Source organism: Sediminicola sp. YIK13 (genome assembly GCF_001430825.1).
Taxonomy (GTDB): Bacteria; Bacteroidota; Bacteroidia; order Flavobacteriales; family Flavobacteriaceae; genus Sediminicola.
On the sequence record NZ_CP010535.1, the window covers coordinates 2,049,699 to 2,068,793 of the forward strand.

At 38.8% G+C, this 19,095-nt stretch carries 12 protein-coding genes; 7 read left to right on the forward strand and 5 right to left on the reverse strand.

What is annotated here, in order from left to right:
- Window positions 1-27 precede the first annotated feature (27 nt).
- Entirely contained in the window at window positions 28-2,016 is a 1,989-nt protein-coding gene (locus SB49_RS09170) for a putative porin (RefSeq protein WP_062055880.1), read from the reverse strand.
- A 167-nt stretch (window positions 2,017-2,183) separates the two neighbouring features.
- Between SB49_RS09170 and SB49_RS09175 the strand changes: the two genes are divergently transcribed.
- Both SB49_RS09175 and SB49_RS09180 read left to right on the forward strand, forming a co-directional pair.
- On the forward strand, window positions 2,184-6,455 hold the full coding sequence (locus tag SB49_RS09175; protein WP_062059061.1) for a thrombospondin type 3 repeat-containing protein: 4,272 nt from the start codon (window positions 2,184-2,186) through the stop codon (window positions 6,453-6,455).
- Window positions 6,452-7,168, forward strand: coding sequence for a hypothetical protein (locus SB49_RS09180; protein ID WP_062055883.1), 717 nt, complete (start codon window positions 6,452-6,454; stop codon window positions 7,166-7,168). The genes SB49_RS09175 and SB49_RS09180 overlap by 4 nt, the downstream gene beginning before the upstream one ends.
- Before the next feature lie 273 nt (window positions 7,169-7,441).
- Here SB49_RS09180 and SB49_RS09185 read toward each other — a convergent pair whose 3' ends face one another.
- The gene (locus SB49_RS09185; protein WP_145758375.1) at window positions 7,442-8,860 is read right to left on the reverse strand and encodes a hypothetical protein; all 1,419 of its coding nucleotides are present in this window, start codon (window positions 8,858-8,860) and stop codon (window positions 7,442-7,444) included.
- A gap of 16 nt (window positions 8,861-8,876) precedes the next feature.
- Window positions 8,877-11,690 (reverse strand): TonB-dependent receptor plug domain-containing protein, encoded by a 2,814-nt coding sequence (locus tag SB49_RS09190; RefSeq protein ID WP_062055887.1) that lies wholly within the window; start codon window positions 11,688-11,690, stop codon window positions 8,877-8,879.
- 232 nt (window positions 11,691-11,922) lie between these two features.
- Between SB49_RS09190 and SB49_RS09195 the strand changes: the two genes are divergently transcribed.
- From SB49_RS09195 to SB49_RS09215, 5 genes are all read left to right on the forward strand, one after another.
- Complete coding sequence (locus tag SB49_RS09195) at window positions 11,923-12,513, forward strand: ribonuclease HII (protein ID WP_062055889.1); 591 nt, start codon at window positions 11,923-11,925, stop codon at window positions 12,511-12,513.
- A gap of 28 nt (window positions 12,514-12,541) precedes the next feature.
- A complete protein-coding gene (locus tag SB49_RS09200) occupies window positions 12,542-15,001 on the forward strand; it encodes a hypothetical protein (protein ID WP_062055891.1) in 2,460 nt (819 codons plus the stop codon).
- 248 nt (window positions 15,002-15,249) lie between these two features.
- Window positions 15,250-16,593, forward strand: a complete 1,344-nt coding sequence (locus SB49_RS09205; RefSeq protein WP_062055893.1) for an OmpA family protein — start codon at window positions 15,250-15,252, stop codon at window positions 16,591-16,593.
- A gap of 4 nt (window positions 16,594-16,597) precedes the next feature.
- Entirely contained in the window at window positions 16,598-17,275 is a 678-nt protein-coding gene (locus SB49_RS09210; protein ID WP_062055895.1) for a TapB family protein, read from the forward strand.
- Between the two features lie 57 nt (window positions 17,276-17,332).
- Window positions 17,333-18,022: a TapB family protein gene (locus tag SB49_RS09215; RefSeq protein WP_235537727.1), complete on the forward strand. Its 690-nt coding sequence runs from the start codon at window positions 17,333-17,335 to the stop codon at window positions 18,020-18,022.
- 23 nt (window positions 18,023-18,045) lie between these two features.
- On the opposite strand, the gene lipB is transcribed toward SB49_RS09215, so the two are convergent.
- Together lipB and SB49_RS15890 are read right to left on the reverse strand one after the other, a co-directional pair.
- Window positions 18,046-18,756 (reverse strand): lipoyl(octanoyl) transferase LipB, encoded by a 711-nt coding sequence (gene lipB / locus SB49_RS09220; RefSeq protein ID WP_062055899.1) that lies wholly within the window; start codon window positions 18,754-18,756, stop codon window positions 18,046-18,048.
- Between the two features lie 63 nt (window positions 18,757-18,819).
- Window positions 18,820-18,978, reverse strand: coding sequence for a YqaE/Pmp3 family membrane protein (locus SB49_RS15890; protein ID WP_082591101.1), 159 nt, complete (start codon window positions 18,976-18,978; stop codon window positions 18,820-18,822).
- Window positions 18,979-19,095: the final 117 nt, after the last annotated feature.

Below are 19,095 nucleotides of genomic sequence, written 5' to 3' on the forward strand. Positions count from 1 at the left end.
CCTATTCTGGCAGAAGCCCCCATATAATTAGGAGAAGAAATTCCAAACAAGACCAAAACGGATCACAAAATCCCTATACGGATAGTTCGGGGCCGAATAAAAGTTAAAGCCTGTAAAGGAAGAGTTGAAATGTTCTGCCTTTAAAAAGAGCCTGGTCTGCTTTACCTTTGCATTTATAAAGAAATCCAACAAAGGATAGCCTCCAAGTTCTTCACGATTCTGAATATAGAATTCCCCAAGTAAGGGATTATAGGCATTCATATTATAAGCCGTGAAATACTTAAAGGTGACTCCCGTCTGCAAGTGCATAGCCCTATCGAATACATCCTTAGAAAAGTACAAGGTATTCCTGGTCACCAACTGGGGTACATTAAGAACGTTATTTGTTTGATCTACCTGTTGGTACATTACCGTATTGTTCAGGGCAAAATTCCCAACCTTGAACTCCTTATTATATTTAATCTTAAGATAGGTAACGCTGTTGCCCTCTTGAAAGGGACGAACCGCGGCATTTTCCTCTCCACCATCTATCTGCTCCTGGGTGGCAGTTGATGTGAAATAGGTATAGTTATCAATGATATTATATTCTGCGGACAGGCTTCCCAATAATTTGGAGTCCAACCCCAATAGCAAACCGTTGACACGTTCCTTTTCAAAGACCTCATTGTTCTGCCAATTGTAGTTGACATAGTCACTTTGATATAACAGGTAATTAAAATTTGGCATTTTACTGGATGCATTTATACCAAACGTCGCTTTTGCCCCAGATTTAAGTTGGTAGCTTGCGGTGGCATTGATGATGCTTCCCGTTAAATCGCCCAACACTCTATAATCTATCCCCCCATTCAATTTAAATCCACCAATTGTTTTCCCATAATGTGCGCCAACGGTGATCTCTTCTCCCTTTAATTGGTTGGATATCTCCTCCCCCGTAGCGTTGATCAACTTGCTGTCAAAAAAGTAGTTGTAATTGTACAAGGCTATATTTCCCTTTAAGACCCCGAGTGTCTTATTGCCCAACTCCACATACCCTTGGTTAAACATGGTCTTCAGTGTAGCCTTATCTGTTATTGCACTTACAAACGCATCGCCAAAATAATCGTCCTGGGCTGTTTGTCTAAATTGATAATATTTGGACTCATAATTGAATTGGTGTCCAAGAGTCAGGTAATTCTCCCTGGACCTGGTGGTATCCCTACTCTTTTTAAAGAGATCATATTCCTGTTCAAAAAAGTACCTTTTGCCCAATACCTTATTATTGGCATTGGTAAAATTGACATCTATCCTAGATCTGTCCGTAAAGTTGGTGTTGCCGGATTCAAACTGAAATTCCTTAAGGGCCAGTCCTCCATTTTCTTCTGATAAAAGATCCTGAGCCGCTATATGGGTGCGGATTCTATACCTTCCACTTTTGGTTTCATAGGCAGCAGAAGTTCTAAAGTTACCCGATTCGGCCTCATTGAACTGATACTTCCCTAAGGACCTAAATCCTTTATATGCCAAAGAAATGTTTAAGCGGGGAGTCATGTTAAAAGTTAGCAACGCGTCCAATAACTGACCTTGTTCCAACGTAGTCTTAAACATCAATTCTGTCATAGGCGTAGGCACCCTATAATAACTGATGTCTTGCACTTCCATATAATTAAAATGTTTGGCCTCTGCCCCTAGGGAAGGATACAATATATTTTGCTTAACTGTTACGCCCAGACTATTATACGGTTGCCCTATATTGGAAAAAGGCATTAGCTCAAAGTCGTCCTTTCTAAGAAAATTATATTTATATTCTTTTTGTATAGAAATAGTTGTATCCAAGAACGTGGTATCCCTAGCGTGTGATATAATCTTGTAATCCTTTATGGTAAATTCTGGTTTGTCCTTATCTTTTGAAAAAGAGGTATAGTCTTGTTTAGCCTTTACGTTTGCGCTATCCTTTTCACTTGCCTTTAACAAAGGTAGCTCTTGGCCATAAAAGAAAGCTGAATTACATATAAATAGAAGCACTACTAAATATCTCATTCCAAAAAATTAGTTTGGCAAAGGTAATTTTTTTGTTTCTAAAGAAATATGAAAAATCTGGTTATCACAAGATCGAAATACACGACCACTTATCCGCTATTGATAATTTTACAACAATTAAAATTGAAAATATTATATTTTTTATCCATTTTTACCAAAAAGTTAAAATGTTAAGAAAATTATTCCTGTTACTACTGTTTTGTAGTGCAGTTTCCTATGGTCAATTCAACGAGAGCGCCCCTTGGATGCAAAACATTAAAAAGGGAACTACCAATACCTCTAAAAGCGGCTCAACATCATATTCCATTTACGAGATTTCAGAAGCCTTTCATAAGTACTGGGAAGATAAGGACCAAAACGTAAAAGGTTCAGGCTACAAACCCTTTATGCGATGGGAAAATTATTGGAAACAATTCGTTGATGAAAACGGGTATTTGCCTTCATCCAAACAAATATGGGATGCCTGGGAAAACAAACGCAACAGCACAGCAATCGTCAATCCGATTAGTGATTGGAGATCCCTAGGCCCTGTTAACGTAGGCGCTTATGCTGGAAGATTGCCAGGTCAGGGCAGGGTGAATGCTATAGCCGTAGACCCAAATAACCCCAATATTTGGTACGTTGGTGCCCCAGCAGGCGGTTTATGGAAATCTACTGATGCAGGAACTTCTTGGTCGAGTCTCTTTGATGATTTTCTTCAAATAGGGGTATCGGGAATTGCGATAGACCCGACCGATTCCAATATCATATATATTGCAACTGGAGATGATGATGCAGCTGACTCTTACAGCATAGGGGTATTTAAGTCCACTAATGGTGGAGCAAGCTGGAACGAGACAGGTCTTAATCCCAGCAATACTTCGGATAATTGGCTAATGAATGAAATTACCATAGATCCCACAGATTCCCAAACCATATGGGTTGGAACCAATCAAGGCCTTTATAAGTCCACTAATGGCGGTGTGTTATGGTCCAGAAAAAAAACAGGGAATATCAAAGATTTCAAGCTAAAACCCGACAACAGCAGTATCATATATGCCGTTACCACAAATGAATTCTTCAAATCCACTGATGGAGGGGAGGTATTTTCGCAAATTACAAGTGAACTTCCAATCAATTCCGGGAGGCTGGTTTTGGGGGTTACACCAAACAATACGGCCGTTGTTTATGTTTTAAGTGCAGATACCAGGACAAACGATTATGCGTTCCAAGGTCTTTATAAATCCAATGATTCCGGCACCACCTTTACAAAGACACCCAATGCCAACAATATTTTAGAATCTAACCAAGCCTGGTTCGATTTGGCTATGGAAGTATCTCCTTCTGATGAGAATGAAGTTTATATTGGATGTTTAAACGTTTGGAAAACTACCGATGGTGGTACAACCTTTTCTCCACTAAACCAATGGTTCTTAAACAATCCTGCTTATACACATGCGGATATTCATACTTTAAAAATATTTAACGGCAATCTTTTTTGTGGTTCAGATGGGGGGATTTACATGTCGTCGGACAAAGGCACCACCTTTACAGATTATACAGCCGGCATTGCCATAGGACAATTTTATAGAGTTTCCGTTTCCAAAAATGACGCTTCACAATTGATCGGCGGACTACAGGACAATGGAGGTCAGGTTCTAAGCGAAGGAAAATGGAACAATTACCACGGGGGTGATGGTATGGACAATGCCATTAGTCCACTAAACGACAATCTGGTATATGGCTTTTCCCAATTTGGCGGGTTCCTTAGTATCTCTACAGATGCAGGACAGGCCATAACTACCATAAGGGCGCCTGAAGTTAATGGTAGTAATCTACAAGGAAATTGGATCACACCTTTGGCCATAGATGCTAACGGAGCTGTTTATGCAGGCTATAATGCCCTTTATAAACTGAACGGTACTTCTTGGGAAAAAATTTCAAGAAATATAGGAGAAGGCAAGGGCAATATTGAGGATGTCGAAATACACCCCACCAATCCCAATATAATTGTAGTGGGTCAGGACAATCAACTCCACCGAAGTACTGATGGCGGATTGAACTTTACCCTTATTCAAAGTTTCGATAGAGAAATTTCCGATATGGCCTTAAATCGTTCCGATGAGAACATTGTTTATGTGGTCACCTCCAGAAGAGTAGGAATTAGTCAAAATCAACAACCAAAGGATATTGGGGTCTACAAAATAGAGATTGATGACACCACGGTAACAGAAACCGATATTACTTATAACTTATCTACAGATCAGGCATTTTTCTCTATTGCACACCAAGGCAGAAATACCGATAACCCAATTTATTTGGGGACAAGTCTTGGGGTCTACAGATTGGATGACACCTTAACAGAGTGGGAGGATTATTTTACCGGTCTTCCGAGTACTGCAGTCGGGGATCTGGAAATTAGCTTGGATGATGAACTCATAACCGCCTCTACTTATGGACGGGGCGTATGGCAATCTCCCATACCCATTAAAATACCCGATTCTGACATTAGATTAATTGCATTGAGTCCGAAGGAAAATGCAGTGCTCTGCGGTGAAATAATACCTGAAATAACTGTAGAAAATAAAGGATCAAGCCCCATTACAGAAGTAACAGTGAACTATACCATAAACGGTGTGGCAGAAACGAGTTTCAATTATGCCATAGCCTTAAACTTTGGCGAAACAGGAACTATCCCTTTACCAGCCTTAAACCCGGATTTATTTGGCCGCAATGCGCTGAAGGTCACTACAACCATTCCCAACGATGCCTTTTCCGATAACAACACATTGGAACATCGGTTTTTTGCTAACAATTTTGGGAATGGCGGAACCATAAATACCTTTGAAACGGAAGCAGAAACCCTGACTACATATAATGAAGGTGGTGATGGCAGCGTTTGGGAGAAAGGAGTACCAACAGGAAGTGTCCTTAATCTAGCAGCATCTGGCCAGCAAGTTTACGCGACAAATTTAGATGGCAACCATCCCGACAATGTAAAAGGTATCATCTTGAGTAATTGCTATGAGTTCTCATCAATCTTGGCGCCGGTACTTAAATTTAAAATGGCCTATGACCTTGAAATTAATTTTGATTTGGTCTATGTACAATACTCCCTGGATAGTGGATTAAGCTGGGAAGTGCTTGGAAACATCAATAGCACCCCAAACTGGTACAATAGTGACAGGACCAACGCCAATTCCGGGGAAGATGACGATTGCCAAAACTGTCCAGGGGCCCAATGGACGGGGACCAATTCCGAACTGACAGAGTATTCCTATGATTTTACTGCAAATGCGCTTAATGGAGAAACGGATTTAACCAATGAGCCTAATGTTATTTTTAGGATTGTATTCCAATCAGATCCTGCCGTCAATAAGGAAGGGGTAGTCATTGACGATTTTGTAATTGAAGGGTTTCAAGATGACGACGACGACGATAACGATGGCATCAACGATGATTTGGACAACTGCCCATTAACGGGTAATGCCAATCAGTTGGATACCGATAATGACGGCATGGGAGATGTGTGCGATTTGGATGATGATGGAGATGGCATTCTTGATAAGGACGATAATTGCCCATTAACTGCTAATGCAGATCAATTGGACGGTGATAACGATGGGATAGGTGATGTATGTGACCCAGATTTGGATAATGATGGAGTCCCCAACGGTGTTGACCTGTGTAACAATACCCCAAAAGATGCAGTAGTGAATGTAGATGGATGCGAAATATTTTCTTTACCAAGCAATTATTTTAAAGTATTGGCAACAGCAGAATCTTGTATCTCCAGTAATAATGGAACTATTACAATAGAGGCAGTAGCCTCTAATGATTATACAGCCAACATTTCTGGCGGTTCCACCTCACTGACGGCAGATTTTACCGCGGAAACGGTATTTGATAATCTTCCAGCAGGGAATTATACAATCTGCATTACACTGGCAGCGCAACCAGAATATCAAAACTGTTTTGGAGTAACCATATCCGAACCAGAGGCTCTCTCGGTTTCCTCGAAAGTAAATACCTTGGGGAAAGAGGTCAGTTTACAGCTGAAGGGAGGAAACACCTATACCATTTTAGTGAACGGTAAAGCCTATACCACTTCGAAAAGCGAGATAACCTTGCCGCTAACAGAAGTTGAAAATAACATAGTGGTTAAAACAGATTTGGATTGTCAGGGAAGTTTTGATCAACAGATCATTTTATCCAATGAAGTCCTAATTTACCCTAACCCAATAGCAAATGGGAATTTAACCATCCAGTTGGGAAGTGAGGTATTAGATGGAGCAGAAGTTAGTTTATTCAATATGTCTGGGAACCGCGTCTTCCGAAAAAATTTCAAAACCGCTACAGGTTCCATTCAGTTTAATGTAGATGGCCTTGCCAAGGGTGTCTACTTGCTCAATATTACCATGAACAACAAATTAACCAGCTATAAGATCATTAGAAAATGAGAAAATTAAATCTATTATATATCATCCCATGCGTTATTCTTATGAGCTGTGGAGGAGGCGACTCTGATAATGAAACACCTATTGTACCGCCCCCGCCTCCCGTGCCATCACCATTACAAGCAACCTTGTTATTTCCTGAGAACAACAAGGAATGCACTGAGGGAATTGTTGAAAACGATACTCAGAGTACTGTGAATTTTCAATGGAACAATTCAGAGAACACCGATACTTATGAAGTCAATTTAAAAAATTTAAACACCAATAATTCCACAAGAATAACTTCCAATTCCAATGCTGCACAAATTACGCTTAGTCGTGGCGTGCCCTATGAATGGTTTGTTATTTCAAAGGCCAATGGTACTAACCAAACGGCACAGAGTGAAATTTGGAAATTTTACAATCAAGGTCCTGGAATTGAAAATTATGCACCCTTCCCTGCCGAAGCGGTGTTCCCGAAAAGGGGAGCCAATTTAACAAGCACTAATACGGTAACGCTTCAATGGAATGGCAGCGATATAGATGAAGATATTGCATCCTTTACCATATTATTCGATACAGATGAAACGCCTGTCATAGAATTGGGATCAACTACGGACAATTTTATTGACGCCACTGTAAGCCCAGGGCAAACCTATTATTGGAAGGTAATTACTTTTGATTCACAGGGCAATTCATCCAATTCAGAGATATTTTCATTTAGGGTCAATTCGTAAGCCGTCTTTAATAGGATTTAAAACCCATTAAAATTGAAGTATGTAATTAAGAAAGCCATGTTATTGGAACGCTCCAATACATGGCTTTTTTTTGAGGAGTATACCAATGACTCATTCCTGTGATTTTAGAAGACGATTGGTTGCCAATTCCTTGTTCGCCCTACCCTTTATACCTTTATTCCAGCGGCATTAATCAGCGTGGGGCCTACCAAACCTTTTTAAAAAGAAAAACCCCCGCAATTGCGGGGGTTTTAATTATCAAAACCGATAATTTTATTCGAATGGCAATACTTGGTTGGAAGTTTTATTAGCAACCAAAACATCATTTAAATTTATTGCTGTAGTAGCGATGCCTGTTGCAGCATCATAACTAATGGCATCCAAACTTGGAATCACAGAGACAATAAAAGAAGGTATCACTGGCGTAGTTCCTAAGTCTCCTGCATTAATGTTTTCATTCAATAGGATCTCGTTCTCATCTATAACCAATTTAACTCCCATATCCACAAAACGAAGGCCTTCGGCTATAAAAACTTCTTGCCTTGTCCTGTACAACAAAGACAATCCAGCATCATTATCCTGCATTGCTGCAATGTCAGCAGCTGTCAATGAAGTACCAGAAATAGATGGTATATTAACATTTCCAGATTGCCTATCCAAAACAAGACCAGATCTTCCATTAACTACCACTGATGCTTTATCAGGCCTTGATTCAGGACTAACCTGTGTTCTTTGCTCAATAGAATCATCTATAGATCTTACTTCTCTAGAGCTTACCAAATTCAACAAGGCGGTCAAATTTGCTCGCGCAGCGACCACATTATCATCAGACAAATTGGCTTCAGCCAAAATCAAATATGCCTCTTCTGCCTTCAAGTAATGTACTGGAGCATCTTGAGAGGTATTTAGAAAAGAGTATTTAGGATCCAAAAAGTCCAATGTTGGAAGTGGCTGTAAATCATCGAAAGTTGCCCTTTGATAAAGAGCACTTTCAAAAGTATTCCCTGGTCCATTCGCAGCATCGAATAATACAAATCTGTCAAAATCACCACTCAACGCCAAAGCTGAGTTAGCAGAACTTACAGCAGCAGCCTTATTTCCTAAGTAATAATTCGCCCTAGCCGAAGCTAAGTGATATTCTGGCCTAGGATTAATTGCTATGGCAGCATCAAATGCTGTAATGGCATTTTGGTAATGTTGCTCAGATGTCAATGGAGCTCCAACAGCCTCTTGCGGTAATGCAGAAAAATACATGGCGGAAAACAAGTAGGAAAGTCCCTCGAAGTAATTAAATTCTGCCTCTGTAGCTGCATCATAATTAGGATCACCAGGTCCTACACGATCCAAGCCAAAAATAGCCAATTCTCTTAATCTTTGAATCTGACGCTGCGTATCTCTCATATCAGGGTCAGTGATTTGAATTTCCAAATCATCCATGAACTGATTGAAGAATGTCTGGGTATTTACATAATTATCAGAACCCAGTTCAGACAAAACCAAAGTCTCGTTGAAAACTATTGCCAGTTGTCTTTCCAGACCAGCAAGCCAAATAGATGCTGAATTGGGCTGACCTACAACAGACGACTCAGAAAGATTAGGGTTTTCGACTTCGGTAAAGTCAACAACATCCCCAAAGTCACCAGTGCAACTTATAGCCATAAAGGCCATACTACATATTATTAATTTTTTCATTTTTTTCTTAATTTTATTAGAATTCAAATCTAAGGTTTGCAACATAAGTTCTTGGTGCAGATTCTGTACCATAAGCAAATCCTCCACTAGCAAAACCATTTTGGGCAGAAATTCCAGATCCTGTAGTCTCAGGATCAAACTGACCTGCAGTCCAGTTGAATGGATTAGTAACGGTTACTCCCAATCGTATGTTGCTAAAAAGTGGCTTAGCAATATCACCAAAGTTGTAAGTCGCCCCAATGTTCCTAACCTTTAAGAAATCGTTGTCAAAAACAAAAAAGTTCACATAGTTAAATGGAGAAGTTGCCCCTATTAATTCCTCAGGAATCCCCGTATTGTCTGTACCTCTTAAATGTCTTAACAAGAAACTTAGATCGGTAATTTTACCTCCAAATTGATAGTCCGCAGTGGCAAAGAAACTAAAATCGCCCCAGGAATAATTTAATCCCATAGACCCAAAATTAGGAGCAAAGGTATCTCCCAAAGCAGTATTTGCCTCAAAAGAATAAGTACCGTCATCCTGCAAAACAGCAGCCGTACCCCTAAGGTAACCTAAACTCTGCCCTTCCTCAACAACAGAACCTAATACAGTAAATCCACCTACTACGAATGCTGGGGCTCCACCTGAATCGGTCACCAAGTTCTCATTTGTATTGTAGGACAAGTTTACACTTAAATTATGCTTTCCAGTTTGGATGGGAGTAGCTCTTAATGCTAACTCATATCCTTTATTTTCAACTTCACCAATATTTTGAATTTGGTTCAATTGACCAGAAGATGGAGCTGATTGTGGAGTAAACAATGCATCTTCGGTAACACCCATATAGCGGGTACCACTTAGGAACAATCTATCTCTAAAAAACCCAAGTTCTAAACCAAATTCAGTAGTCTTCACTCGTTCTGATACCAATTCGTCATTACCAGGATTGCTAAAAGTGAACGAAGGTGCACCTAGAAAAGGGTTTTGAGCGAAAGTTCTATCCTGCGAAAACGGCTGAGCAAAATTGGTTGCTTCTCCATAGTTGGCTCTTAATTTAATAGTAGAGATAACATTACTGATTGCTGCATCCCTGTAAAAATCGTGATCATCCAAATTATAGGTCAATCCAATTTTAGGTAGTAACAAAGGTTTTGTATCCGCACCTGAAGCAGTATTCTTATCTAATCTACCCCCAAATTCTAAGAAAGCAACGTCATATATTCCTATGTTTTCAAGGAAGTAAAGTCCGTAGTTTGCGTTTTCCAATACAAAATCAGAAAAAGTTTGTTCAGAGAAATTGTTTAAAGATCGTGTCCCATCAACACCACCAGAACCGTTTAATCTATTTTGCCTGTCGGTAGTTCTAAAAAATTGACCCCCTAACACAGAAACAAACGAAAAGTTATCTGTTTCTGCCCTGTGCGTAATATTCAAATCTGATGTAAGCGTAAATGCAGATCTTAATACTCTTGTAAGCTGACCTTGGTCTGTTGTGCCTTCAGCCACAGATCCCAAAGCAACTTGAAGTGTATTGCTCAATAACTCTTCTTGAACTGTATTTCGATTATCAATACCTATGGTAGCATTTACTTGTAAATCATCATTAATATCGTAAATGAACTTATTAGATGCTGTAATACGATTTGTAGTACTAGTTATATCTACCAATGTACCTATGTTCTTATAACGAGCAAGTTCGCTTTGCCATTCTTCATCGGTAAATTCATCAGTGGCCCCTCTAGCAGACCCCTCTAATCCTGAAAATCTTGAAAAACTAGTATTGGCGTTGTAATCTAAGTTAGATTCAAAACCAACATATGAAAAAGAGCCTTGATACTGTAACTTATCAGTTACTTTGGCAGTCATACCAAAAGTAAAGGACCTTTTGATTTGTTCATTGATATCATTGTAACTGTCATCTTTGTAAAGACTACCAGCAAAATTATAAGAGAATTTTTCAGAACCACCATTTAATCCAACTCTAAATTGTTGGGACACACCTGGCTCAAAAATTGCTTCTGCAGTTCTATCATATTTTAGATAGTCCGTAGTTCCTTTAATAACTCCGATACTACTTTCAAAATAGGCATTACTCTTACCGTCTTTACCTTTTTTGGTGATAATTTGTATTACACCATTTGCTGCATCAGCTCCATATAATGTTGTTGCTGCACCACCTTTAATGTACTCGATTCTTTCAATGGACTCTACTGGAATATCAGCAAGTGCCGATACACTCGCACCACCCGTTGCAATTCCCAGTTGCGGGTTAGAATTCAGATTATCCACACGGATACCATCAACTATAACAACCGGCGTAGCTGAAGAGCTAGCTGAAATAGGCCCTCTAGTTCTAATAATCGCCGCAGTACCTGGCTGCCCAGAACTCAATCGAATCTGCGCACTAGGAGTTGTTGATTGTAATAATTGATCAATTTGATTAGCCGGCAGCTTTTCTATATCCTCCGAATTCAAAACATCAACCGTTGTAGATAGCTTTCTTCTTGCGATACCAGACCCCTGTCCAGTTACGATTACCTCTTCCAACGCCTGAGCATCTTCTTCCAACTGTACATTCACCACATTGGAAGCACCAACAGTCATATTCACTGTTTTTTGACCTAAATAACTAAACCGCAAAACCTGACCAGTGTTGGCCTGAATGCTGTAGTTACCGTCAAAATCTGTCTGTGTTCCTGAGGTAGTTCCTACTACAACAACAGAAACGCCAGGCAATGGCAGACCAGCTTGATCTGTTACACTACCTGAAACAGTTTTTCCTTGCGAGAAGGAAAAACTTACGCATAACACCATGAAAGATGTTAAAATCCAAGTTAACTTTGATTTCATTTAAATTATTTTTTTTAATTAGTCAGCCGTAAAAATCCCAATTAAAAACTAATAAACCAAAATAATGTACTCTTTCAATAACGGATATGTTAAAAAATATAGGATATTTATAAATTATATAATAGAAAAAGATATTTTGTGCGTTTTATTCATAATTTTAACTTGTTTTGTTTAGTTATTGTGTCTTTTATATGAACAAAAATGACAATTCGGTATATTTTAAGGAAAATCAATGCTAATAAGGAGCTTATATAATGAGGCTGGAACTGACGAAGCAGGTCGCGGGTGTCTTGCCGGACCAGTGACAGCCGCTGCCATTATCCTACCAGAAGATTTTTACCATGAAGACCTCAATGATTCTAAGATGGTCACCGAAATAAGACGGAATAAGTTACGGCCTATTTTGGAGCAAGAAGCAATAAGTTATGGTGTTTTCCACATTTCCCCAAAAGAAATAGACAACATAAATATTCTGAACGCCTCTATTTTGGCCATGCACAAGTCCATTTTACAATTGACAAAACTGCCGACTTGCATTATGGTAGACGGGAACAGATTTAAACCATTCAAGGAAGTACCTTATGAATGCATTATAAAAGGGGACAGTAAATACGCCAGCATAGCGGCAGCATCTGTGCTCGCTAAAACATATAGGGATGCTTACATGGAACAGCTACATGAAGAATTCCCCATGTACAATTGGATCAAAAACAAAGGCTACCCCACAAAAGAACATCGGGAAGCCATTAGAAAATATGGAATCACCAAATACCATAGGAAAAGTTTCAGACAATTGCCAGAACAACTGAAACTTGAAGTTTAAAATTATAAATTTGCTGAAAAGCATCCATATGAACTGTAGGATTTTATTGATCATTGCACTACTCTTTTTTAGCTGTACCGAAAAGAAAAACACCTCAACCACCCTACTTGATTTTGTGCCCAAAGACGCTTCCTTGGTTATTAAGATCAATAATCTGCCTGGTCTGAAAAGTGAATTAAAAAACAATGAATTTTTATCCCTTATAAAGTCCAACACCATTTATACCAAAGTATTTGAATCCATAAAAAATATTCAATACCTGAATCCCAAATCGGAAAGTCTTTTGGTATTCACCGAATTGGGAAAAGAAAACTTTGAATACCTTTTTTTAGCGCCAACAGTAGAAGGTCTCTATAATTTAGAGGGTGCCAAAAACATGTCCGAAGAAACTTTTACCTACCAAAACAACAGCATCAAAAAATATAACGTTGAGGGGTCTTCTTTTTTTAGCACCATTATTGGCCAAACAGCCATCATCAGTTCTTCTCAGGTAGTATTGGAGAATAGCATTCGTAATACTATGGAACCTACAACAAATTTGCGTTTAAAAGAGCTGTATAAAATATCCAATTCCAAGAAATCGGCCACTCTTTTTCTGAACACCAATAATGGCAATTCCCTTTCTAGCGCAATACTCAAAGAAAATTCCAGCTATAAGATTTCTAACTTTTCTGATTGGATCAACCTAGATTTTGACATTGCCCAGGATCATCTGAACTTCACAGGAATCAGCATGGCCAATGACTCTTTAAAACACTTTACCAATTTATTTAAAAATACGGGTGCTCGTACCAATGCCATCACATCTTTTGCACCTCAGGCATCAGAAGCTATCATCTCCTACTCTTTTGATGATTACAGCGCATTCGCAAAAAACCAACAGCGCTATTTGGACAAGTCTATCCCTATGGACACCTTATTTAATACTGTTGAGGAATTGGGCAACATCTATTTAAATGGAAAAAAAGCTGTTATCCTAAACACTTTTGGAGCCGAAAAAATCATTAAATTTTTGGAGGAGAAAAAAAAGGGAAATAGTGAATATCAGGGTACCCAAATATTAGAACTGAAGGAAACCAACTTTTTAAATGAATTTTTCAATCCTTTAGTCAAAAAGTTTAAAGCAAATTATTGCACTATTTTGGATAATGCCTTTGTCTTTTCTTCCGAAGTTGAAACGTTACAAACCATTATAAGCAATTATAAAAACGGTACTACTTTTAATAATACCAACCTCTACGCCACCGCCAACGACGTTTTGGCAGATGAATCCAATATATTGTTGATATCCAATGCTAATGGGATTTCCAACATCTTAAAGGAAGAGTTTTCTAGTTCCCTTTTTAACGATTTTAAGCCCAAAACACTCTCAAAATACCTATTTGCCGCCCAATTGGTAGCTGATGACGAGTTTTATCATATTAATACCGTGATTCAAAAAATTGAAAAAGAAGATAGAACGAACAGTACTTCCCCTTTATTTACCATTCAACTAGATCAGCCCATAGCCACTACCCCTCAGTTTGTAAAAGACTATAGGACCAAAAAGAAAGAGATTGTTGTACAGGATAGTGAAAACAATCTTTACCTTATCTCCAACGAAGGTAAGGTGTTATGGAAAAAAACACTTAATGGCAAGGTTCAAGGGGATATTCAACAAGTTGACATCTATAAAAATGGTCGGTTGCAATTGGCTTTTACAACCAACAATCAGTTCTTGATCTTGGATAGAAATGGTAATGAAGTCCCACCTTTTAATAAAACCTACAAAGATGGCAACCTAAATCCCCTGGCCATTTTTGACTATGATGGCAGAAAAGATTATCGGTTTGTAATCACACAAGGCCAGAAGGTTTTTATGTACAATAATAAAATGAAGGATGTCCAAGGCTTCAAATACAATAATGCAGAACAACCTATTTTAAACGCACCCCAACATTTCCGTATAGGAAATAAAGACTATCTCGTATTTCAATTAGCTGATGGAACGTTGAAAATACTAAACCGAAAGGGCGATGAACGCATTAAGGTCTCAGAAAAAATTGATTTTTCCGCCAATGGGGTACATCTTTACAATGATAAATTTTCCGTCACCGATAAAAAGGGGGTCCTTTTTCAAATTGACGATAAGGGCAATATAGGAAAGACTAATTTAAACCTTGCCAAGGAACACGGCATGGATGCAAGTAGCAGGCACTTGGCCTTAATGAACGACAATATCCTAAAGATTAACGACAAGGAAATAGAATTGGACCTTAGTGTATATTCCAGACCTAAAATATTTTTTATCAATGATAAAATGTATGTAAGTGTCTCCGATATCCAAAATCAGAAAATATATCTTTTTGATAGCCAAGGGCAGACCATCTCCAACTTCCCGGTATTTGGAACCTCTGTTATTGATCTAAGCGATATGGACAGTGACAAAAAAATAGAAGTGGTGGCCAAGGACATGGATAACTCCTTGATTGTGTATAAGATATATTGATATTAAACAAATTACCAACTTTACAATATCCATTCCCATTAATACAAAAATCCCCAAACTATGGGGATTTTTTTGTATCTTAAGGTAGGTAAAATTTTCATATTTGTTAAGTGCCTTAATTCTTCTCCCAAAGGCAAAAAATGATCTATTTTCCCAAGTCTCCCCTTTCAGGTCTCTTCCTATAGAATACCAAGAGATTCCTATATACCATTTTAAAGATTGTCCAGACCATTAAAGATTGAGGAATAATGAAAACAAGCAGCTACATAGCAAAGGTCCTTATGACCCTATTATTAACGTTGGCATTTTCTGCCGATGCCCATTCCCAGATTCTTAAGAAACTTAGAAAAAGAGCTGAAAAAGCCGCGGAGCGTACTGTTGAAAGACGAGTTGATAGAGAAACACAGGAGAAGACAGATGAAGTGTTGGACAGTATTTTAGAACCTGGCAAAAAGGGTGAGAAGACGTCAAAACAAGAACCCTTACCCACAATAGTTGGAGGGCAAGAAACGAGAACTGGAGGCAGTAATCCCAATAACAATAGTCAATCAGGCGAAGCTGGTAATATCGGTTCGGAGAGCATCGCTGTTTACAGCAAATTTGATTATGTACCTGGTGATCAAATCATATTTTATGATGACTTCACAAAGGATTTTATTGGCGATTTTCCCTCTAAATGGAATACCAATGGGGGCGGTGAAGTAGTAACCATGAATGATTCTCCTGAAAAATGGATGGAATTACTTCCCGGTTATAATATTTACTACATACCAGATGTACCAAAGTTACCAGAAGATTATACTATAGAATTTGATGTGATGGCTGTGGGATTAAGTAATAAAACGTCTTCAACGGCAACCTTGCGTATAGCTTTAAGCGATGACGATAAATTTAAGGAAGGGGCCAATTTTGTGCATGCTCAATTGCCTTTTTGTCAATATGCGGCTGTAGGTATAACGATGTCTAACCACATCAACAACAAGCGAGAAATATATAGCGTTGTCAGAGCGGATCTCAGAGAGGAAGTATTACAACGCCCACATGTTTCCGTTGCAGTAAACAAACAACGTTTTAGACTGTGGGTCAATGAAGAAAAGCACATAGATATTCCAAGAATTGTTCCGGAAGGTGCTGTTCTTACTACCTTAAAATTTCACATGAACAACTTCAAAGATGGGGAAGAGCGCTTGTTCATTACCAATTTAAAAGTAGCAGAAGGAGGGTTGGATCTAAGAAGACAACTCATTTCAGATGGAAAAGTATCAACTAATGGTATTCTTTTTGACCCAGGTTCTGACCAAATCAAACCACAATCCTTGGGCATCATTCGTCAAATCTCACAGGTTTTAATACAAGAGGGCGCTATGAATTTAAATATTGTAGGGCATACCGATGCTGACGGGGATGCAGGAGCAAATCTTTTATTATCAAAAGACCGAGCGCAAGCAGTAAAGAATGCTTTGGTACAAGTTTATGGAATTGATGGATCAAGGTTGACCACCGAAGGAAGGGGTGAGGCCGAACCAGTTGGTGATAATTCTACTACAGAAGGAAAGGCCCAAAATAGAAGGGTTGAATTTATAAAAACATAAAGTTATGAAAACGTACTTCACCACAGTTTTATTGTTCCTCTCCTGTGTATGGGGATCTCAGGCCCAAACAGATTGTAGCACCTATTACCCTTTAAAGAAAGGAACCACTTTTCAATTGACCATGTATGATGACAAGGACAAAAACACAGGAACTATAGATTATATCGTCAAGGAGGCCACCGAAAATTCAGCTACAATGTCCTATACAATGCATTCAGATAAGGATAAATTGATAGCTGAGTCCGAATACAACGTGCGCTGCACCGATGAGGGGGTCTCTATTGATTTCAGTTCCCTGGCGTCTCCGGGCACTTTAGAGCAGTATCAGGATATGGAGGTAGACATCACAGGTACAGACCTTATGCTGCCAAATAACCTAAAACCAGGCACCTCCCTTCCGGATGCCAATATGTTGATGACCATAAAGATGAAACCTATAACCATGAAAATGACCGTTGATGTTTTCAACCGCAAGGTGGATGGAAGAGAAAGTGTCACCACCCCTGCTGGCACCTATGATTGTATTGTTGTCTCTTGGGATCATGAGTCAAAAATGGGAATCAAGATAAGCGGTAGTGCCAAACAGTGGTTGGCCGAAAATGTTGGCATGGTAAAGCAAGAAAATTACAATAAAAAAGGAAAGATGATCGGAGGCAGTGTTTTGACCGCTTTTAATCAATAAAATTTGGTCAATTAAGTTCTTTTTATCCTTGTTCTATCTAACCTAAAAATACAAATTATGAATTTAAGAATCGCATTGCTATTTTGTCTCATTATTATGTCCGTACCAACATCAGGCCAAGAAAGTTGTAGCAAATATTATAACTTGGAAGAAGGAGCTAATTTTCAATATGCCAATTACGGCAAAAATGGCAATAAAGAAGGTTCTATTCATTACAAGGTCCATACGGTATCCCATAGAGATAGGGATACAGAAGCATGGATGAAAATTACCTACAAGGATACTAAAGGCAAGGAATACCTTTCTTCAGACTATAATGTCAACTGCATTGACAATGTAGTTGAAATAGACTACGAATCCATGATTTCCAGCGAAACACTAAAACAATATAAAGGAAAAAAAATAGATATCTCTGGAAGCGATATAGTGCTTCCCAATAACCTGAGTGTTGGGCAGAAACTAGACGACGCAAGTGTTACCATGACAATGGATATGGGTGGCACAAAAATGAACTTTCAAATAGATTTGATCAACAGAAGTGTAGAAAAAAAAGACGATACTACTACTCCAGCAGGTAATTTTGATTGTTACGTAATTTATAGTGAACGAGTTACCAAACAAATGATTAAGCAAACCTTTCCATCTAGATTGTGGTTGGCAGAAGGTGTAGGAATGATCAAACAGGAAACCTATGATAAAGGCGGAAATCTAATGAATAGAATGGTGCTAACCGACTATTCAAATTAATAGCCCAATCAAACTATTTATAGTCATGCCTTACTCTCAATGCATTCCGCTTCGAACAAGGCCTCAAAGTGAGTGATCAATTTTTTCCTTACTTCTTCCATGGGAACTTCTCTCCTGCCCAACTCCACATTCAAGGAAGTGACCGCCTTACCTTTGATCCCACATGGGATCATTAGATCAAAATAACCCAAATCGGCGTTGACGTTCAGTGCAAAACCATGCATGGTTACCCAACGACTGGCACGGACACCCATTGCGCAGATCTTACGGGCAAAAGGTGTGCCAACATCCAACCAAACTCCGGTTTCCCCTTTTGATCTTTCCCCCTTTAATCCGTATTCGGCCATGGTCAGGATGACCATTTCCTCCAACAGCCTAAGGTATTTGTGTATATCGGTAAAGAAATTATCCAAATCCAAAATAGGATATCCTACAATTTGCCCTGGACCATGATAGGTGATATCCCCTCCCCTATTAATCTTATAAAAGCTAGCACCTTCCTGGTCCAATTGTTTTTGGTCGACCAAAAGGTTTTCCATATCCCCACTTTTACCCAAGGTAAAAACATGGGGGTGCTCTACCATTAAAAAATGATTGGGGGTATCCAGTGAGGCACCTTCCCTTCTGTTTTTTATTTTAATATCCAAGGTTGCCTTAAATAATTCTTCTTGGTAATCCCAAGTCTCCTTATAATCCTTTAGGCCTAAATCCTGTAGCTTAACTGTTTTATTCATACTTCATCGTACACAAAGAAAAAAACCAAATTTGGGCTTTTTCAGTCTATGAATGCAAAGTAACTAATTATTTGGGTTATTCAGGATGACTAGAGCGGCAATAACTCCAGGGACCCAACCGCAAAGGGTCAAAAGAAATACAATAATTAAGGATCCACAGCCTTTCCCGATTACGGATAGTGGAGGAAAAAAGATGGCCAAAAGCACTCTCCAAAAACTCATTTTTTGATTGTTTTGATTGATGTACCTATAAGACGGTAATTTCTATATTTTGTTACATTCCTATAGAAAACATAATCTCCCCTGAACAATACCTATTTAATCAATTGATAGATTTCA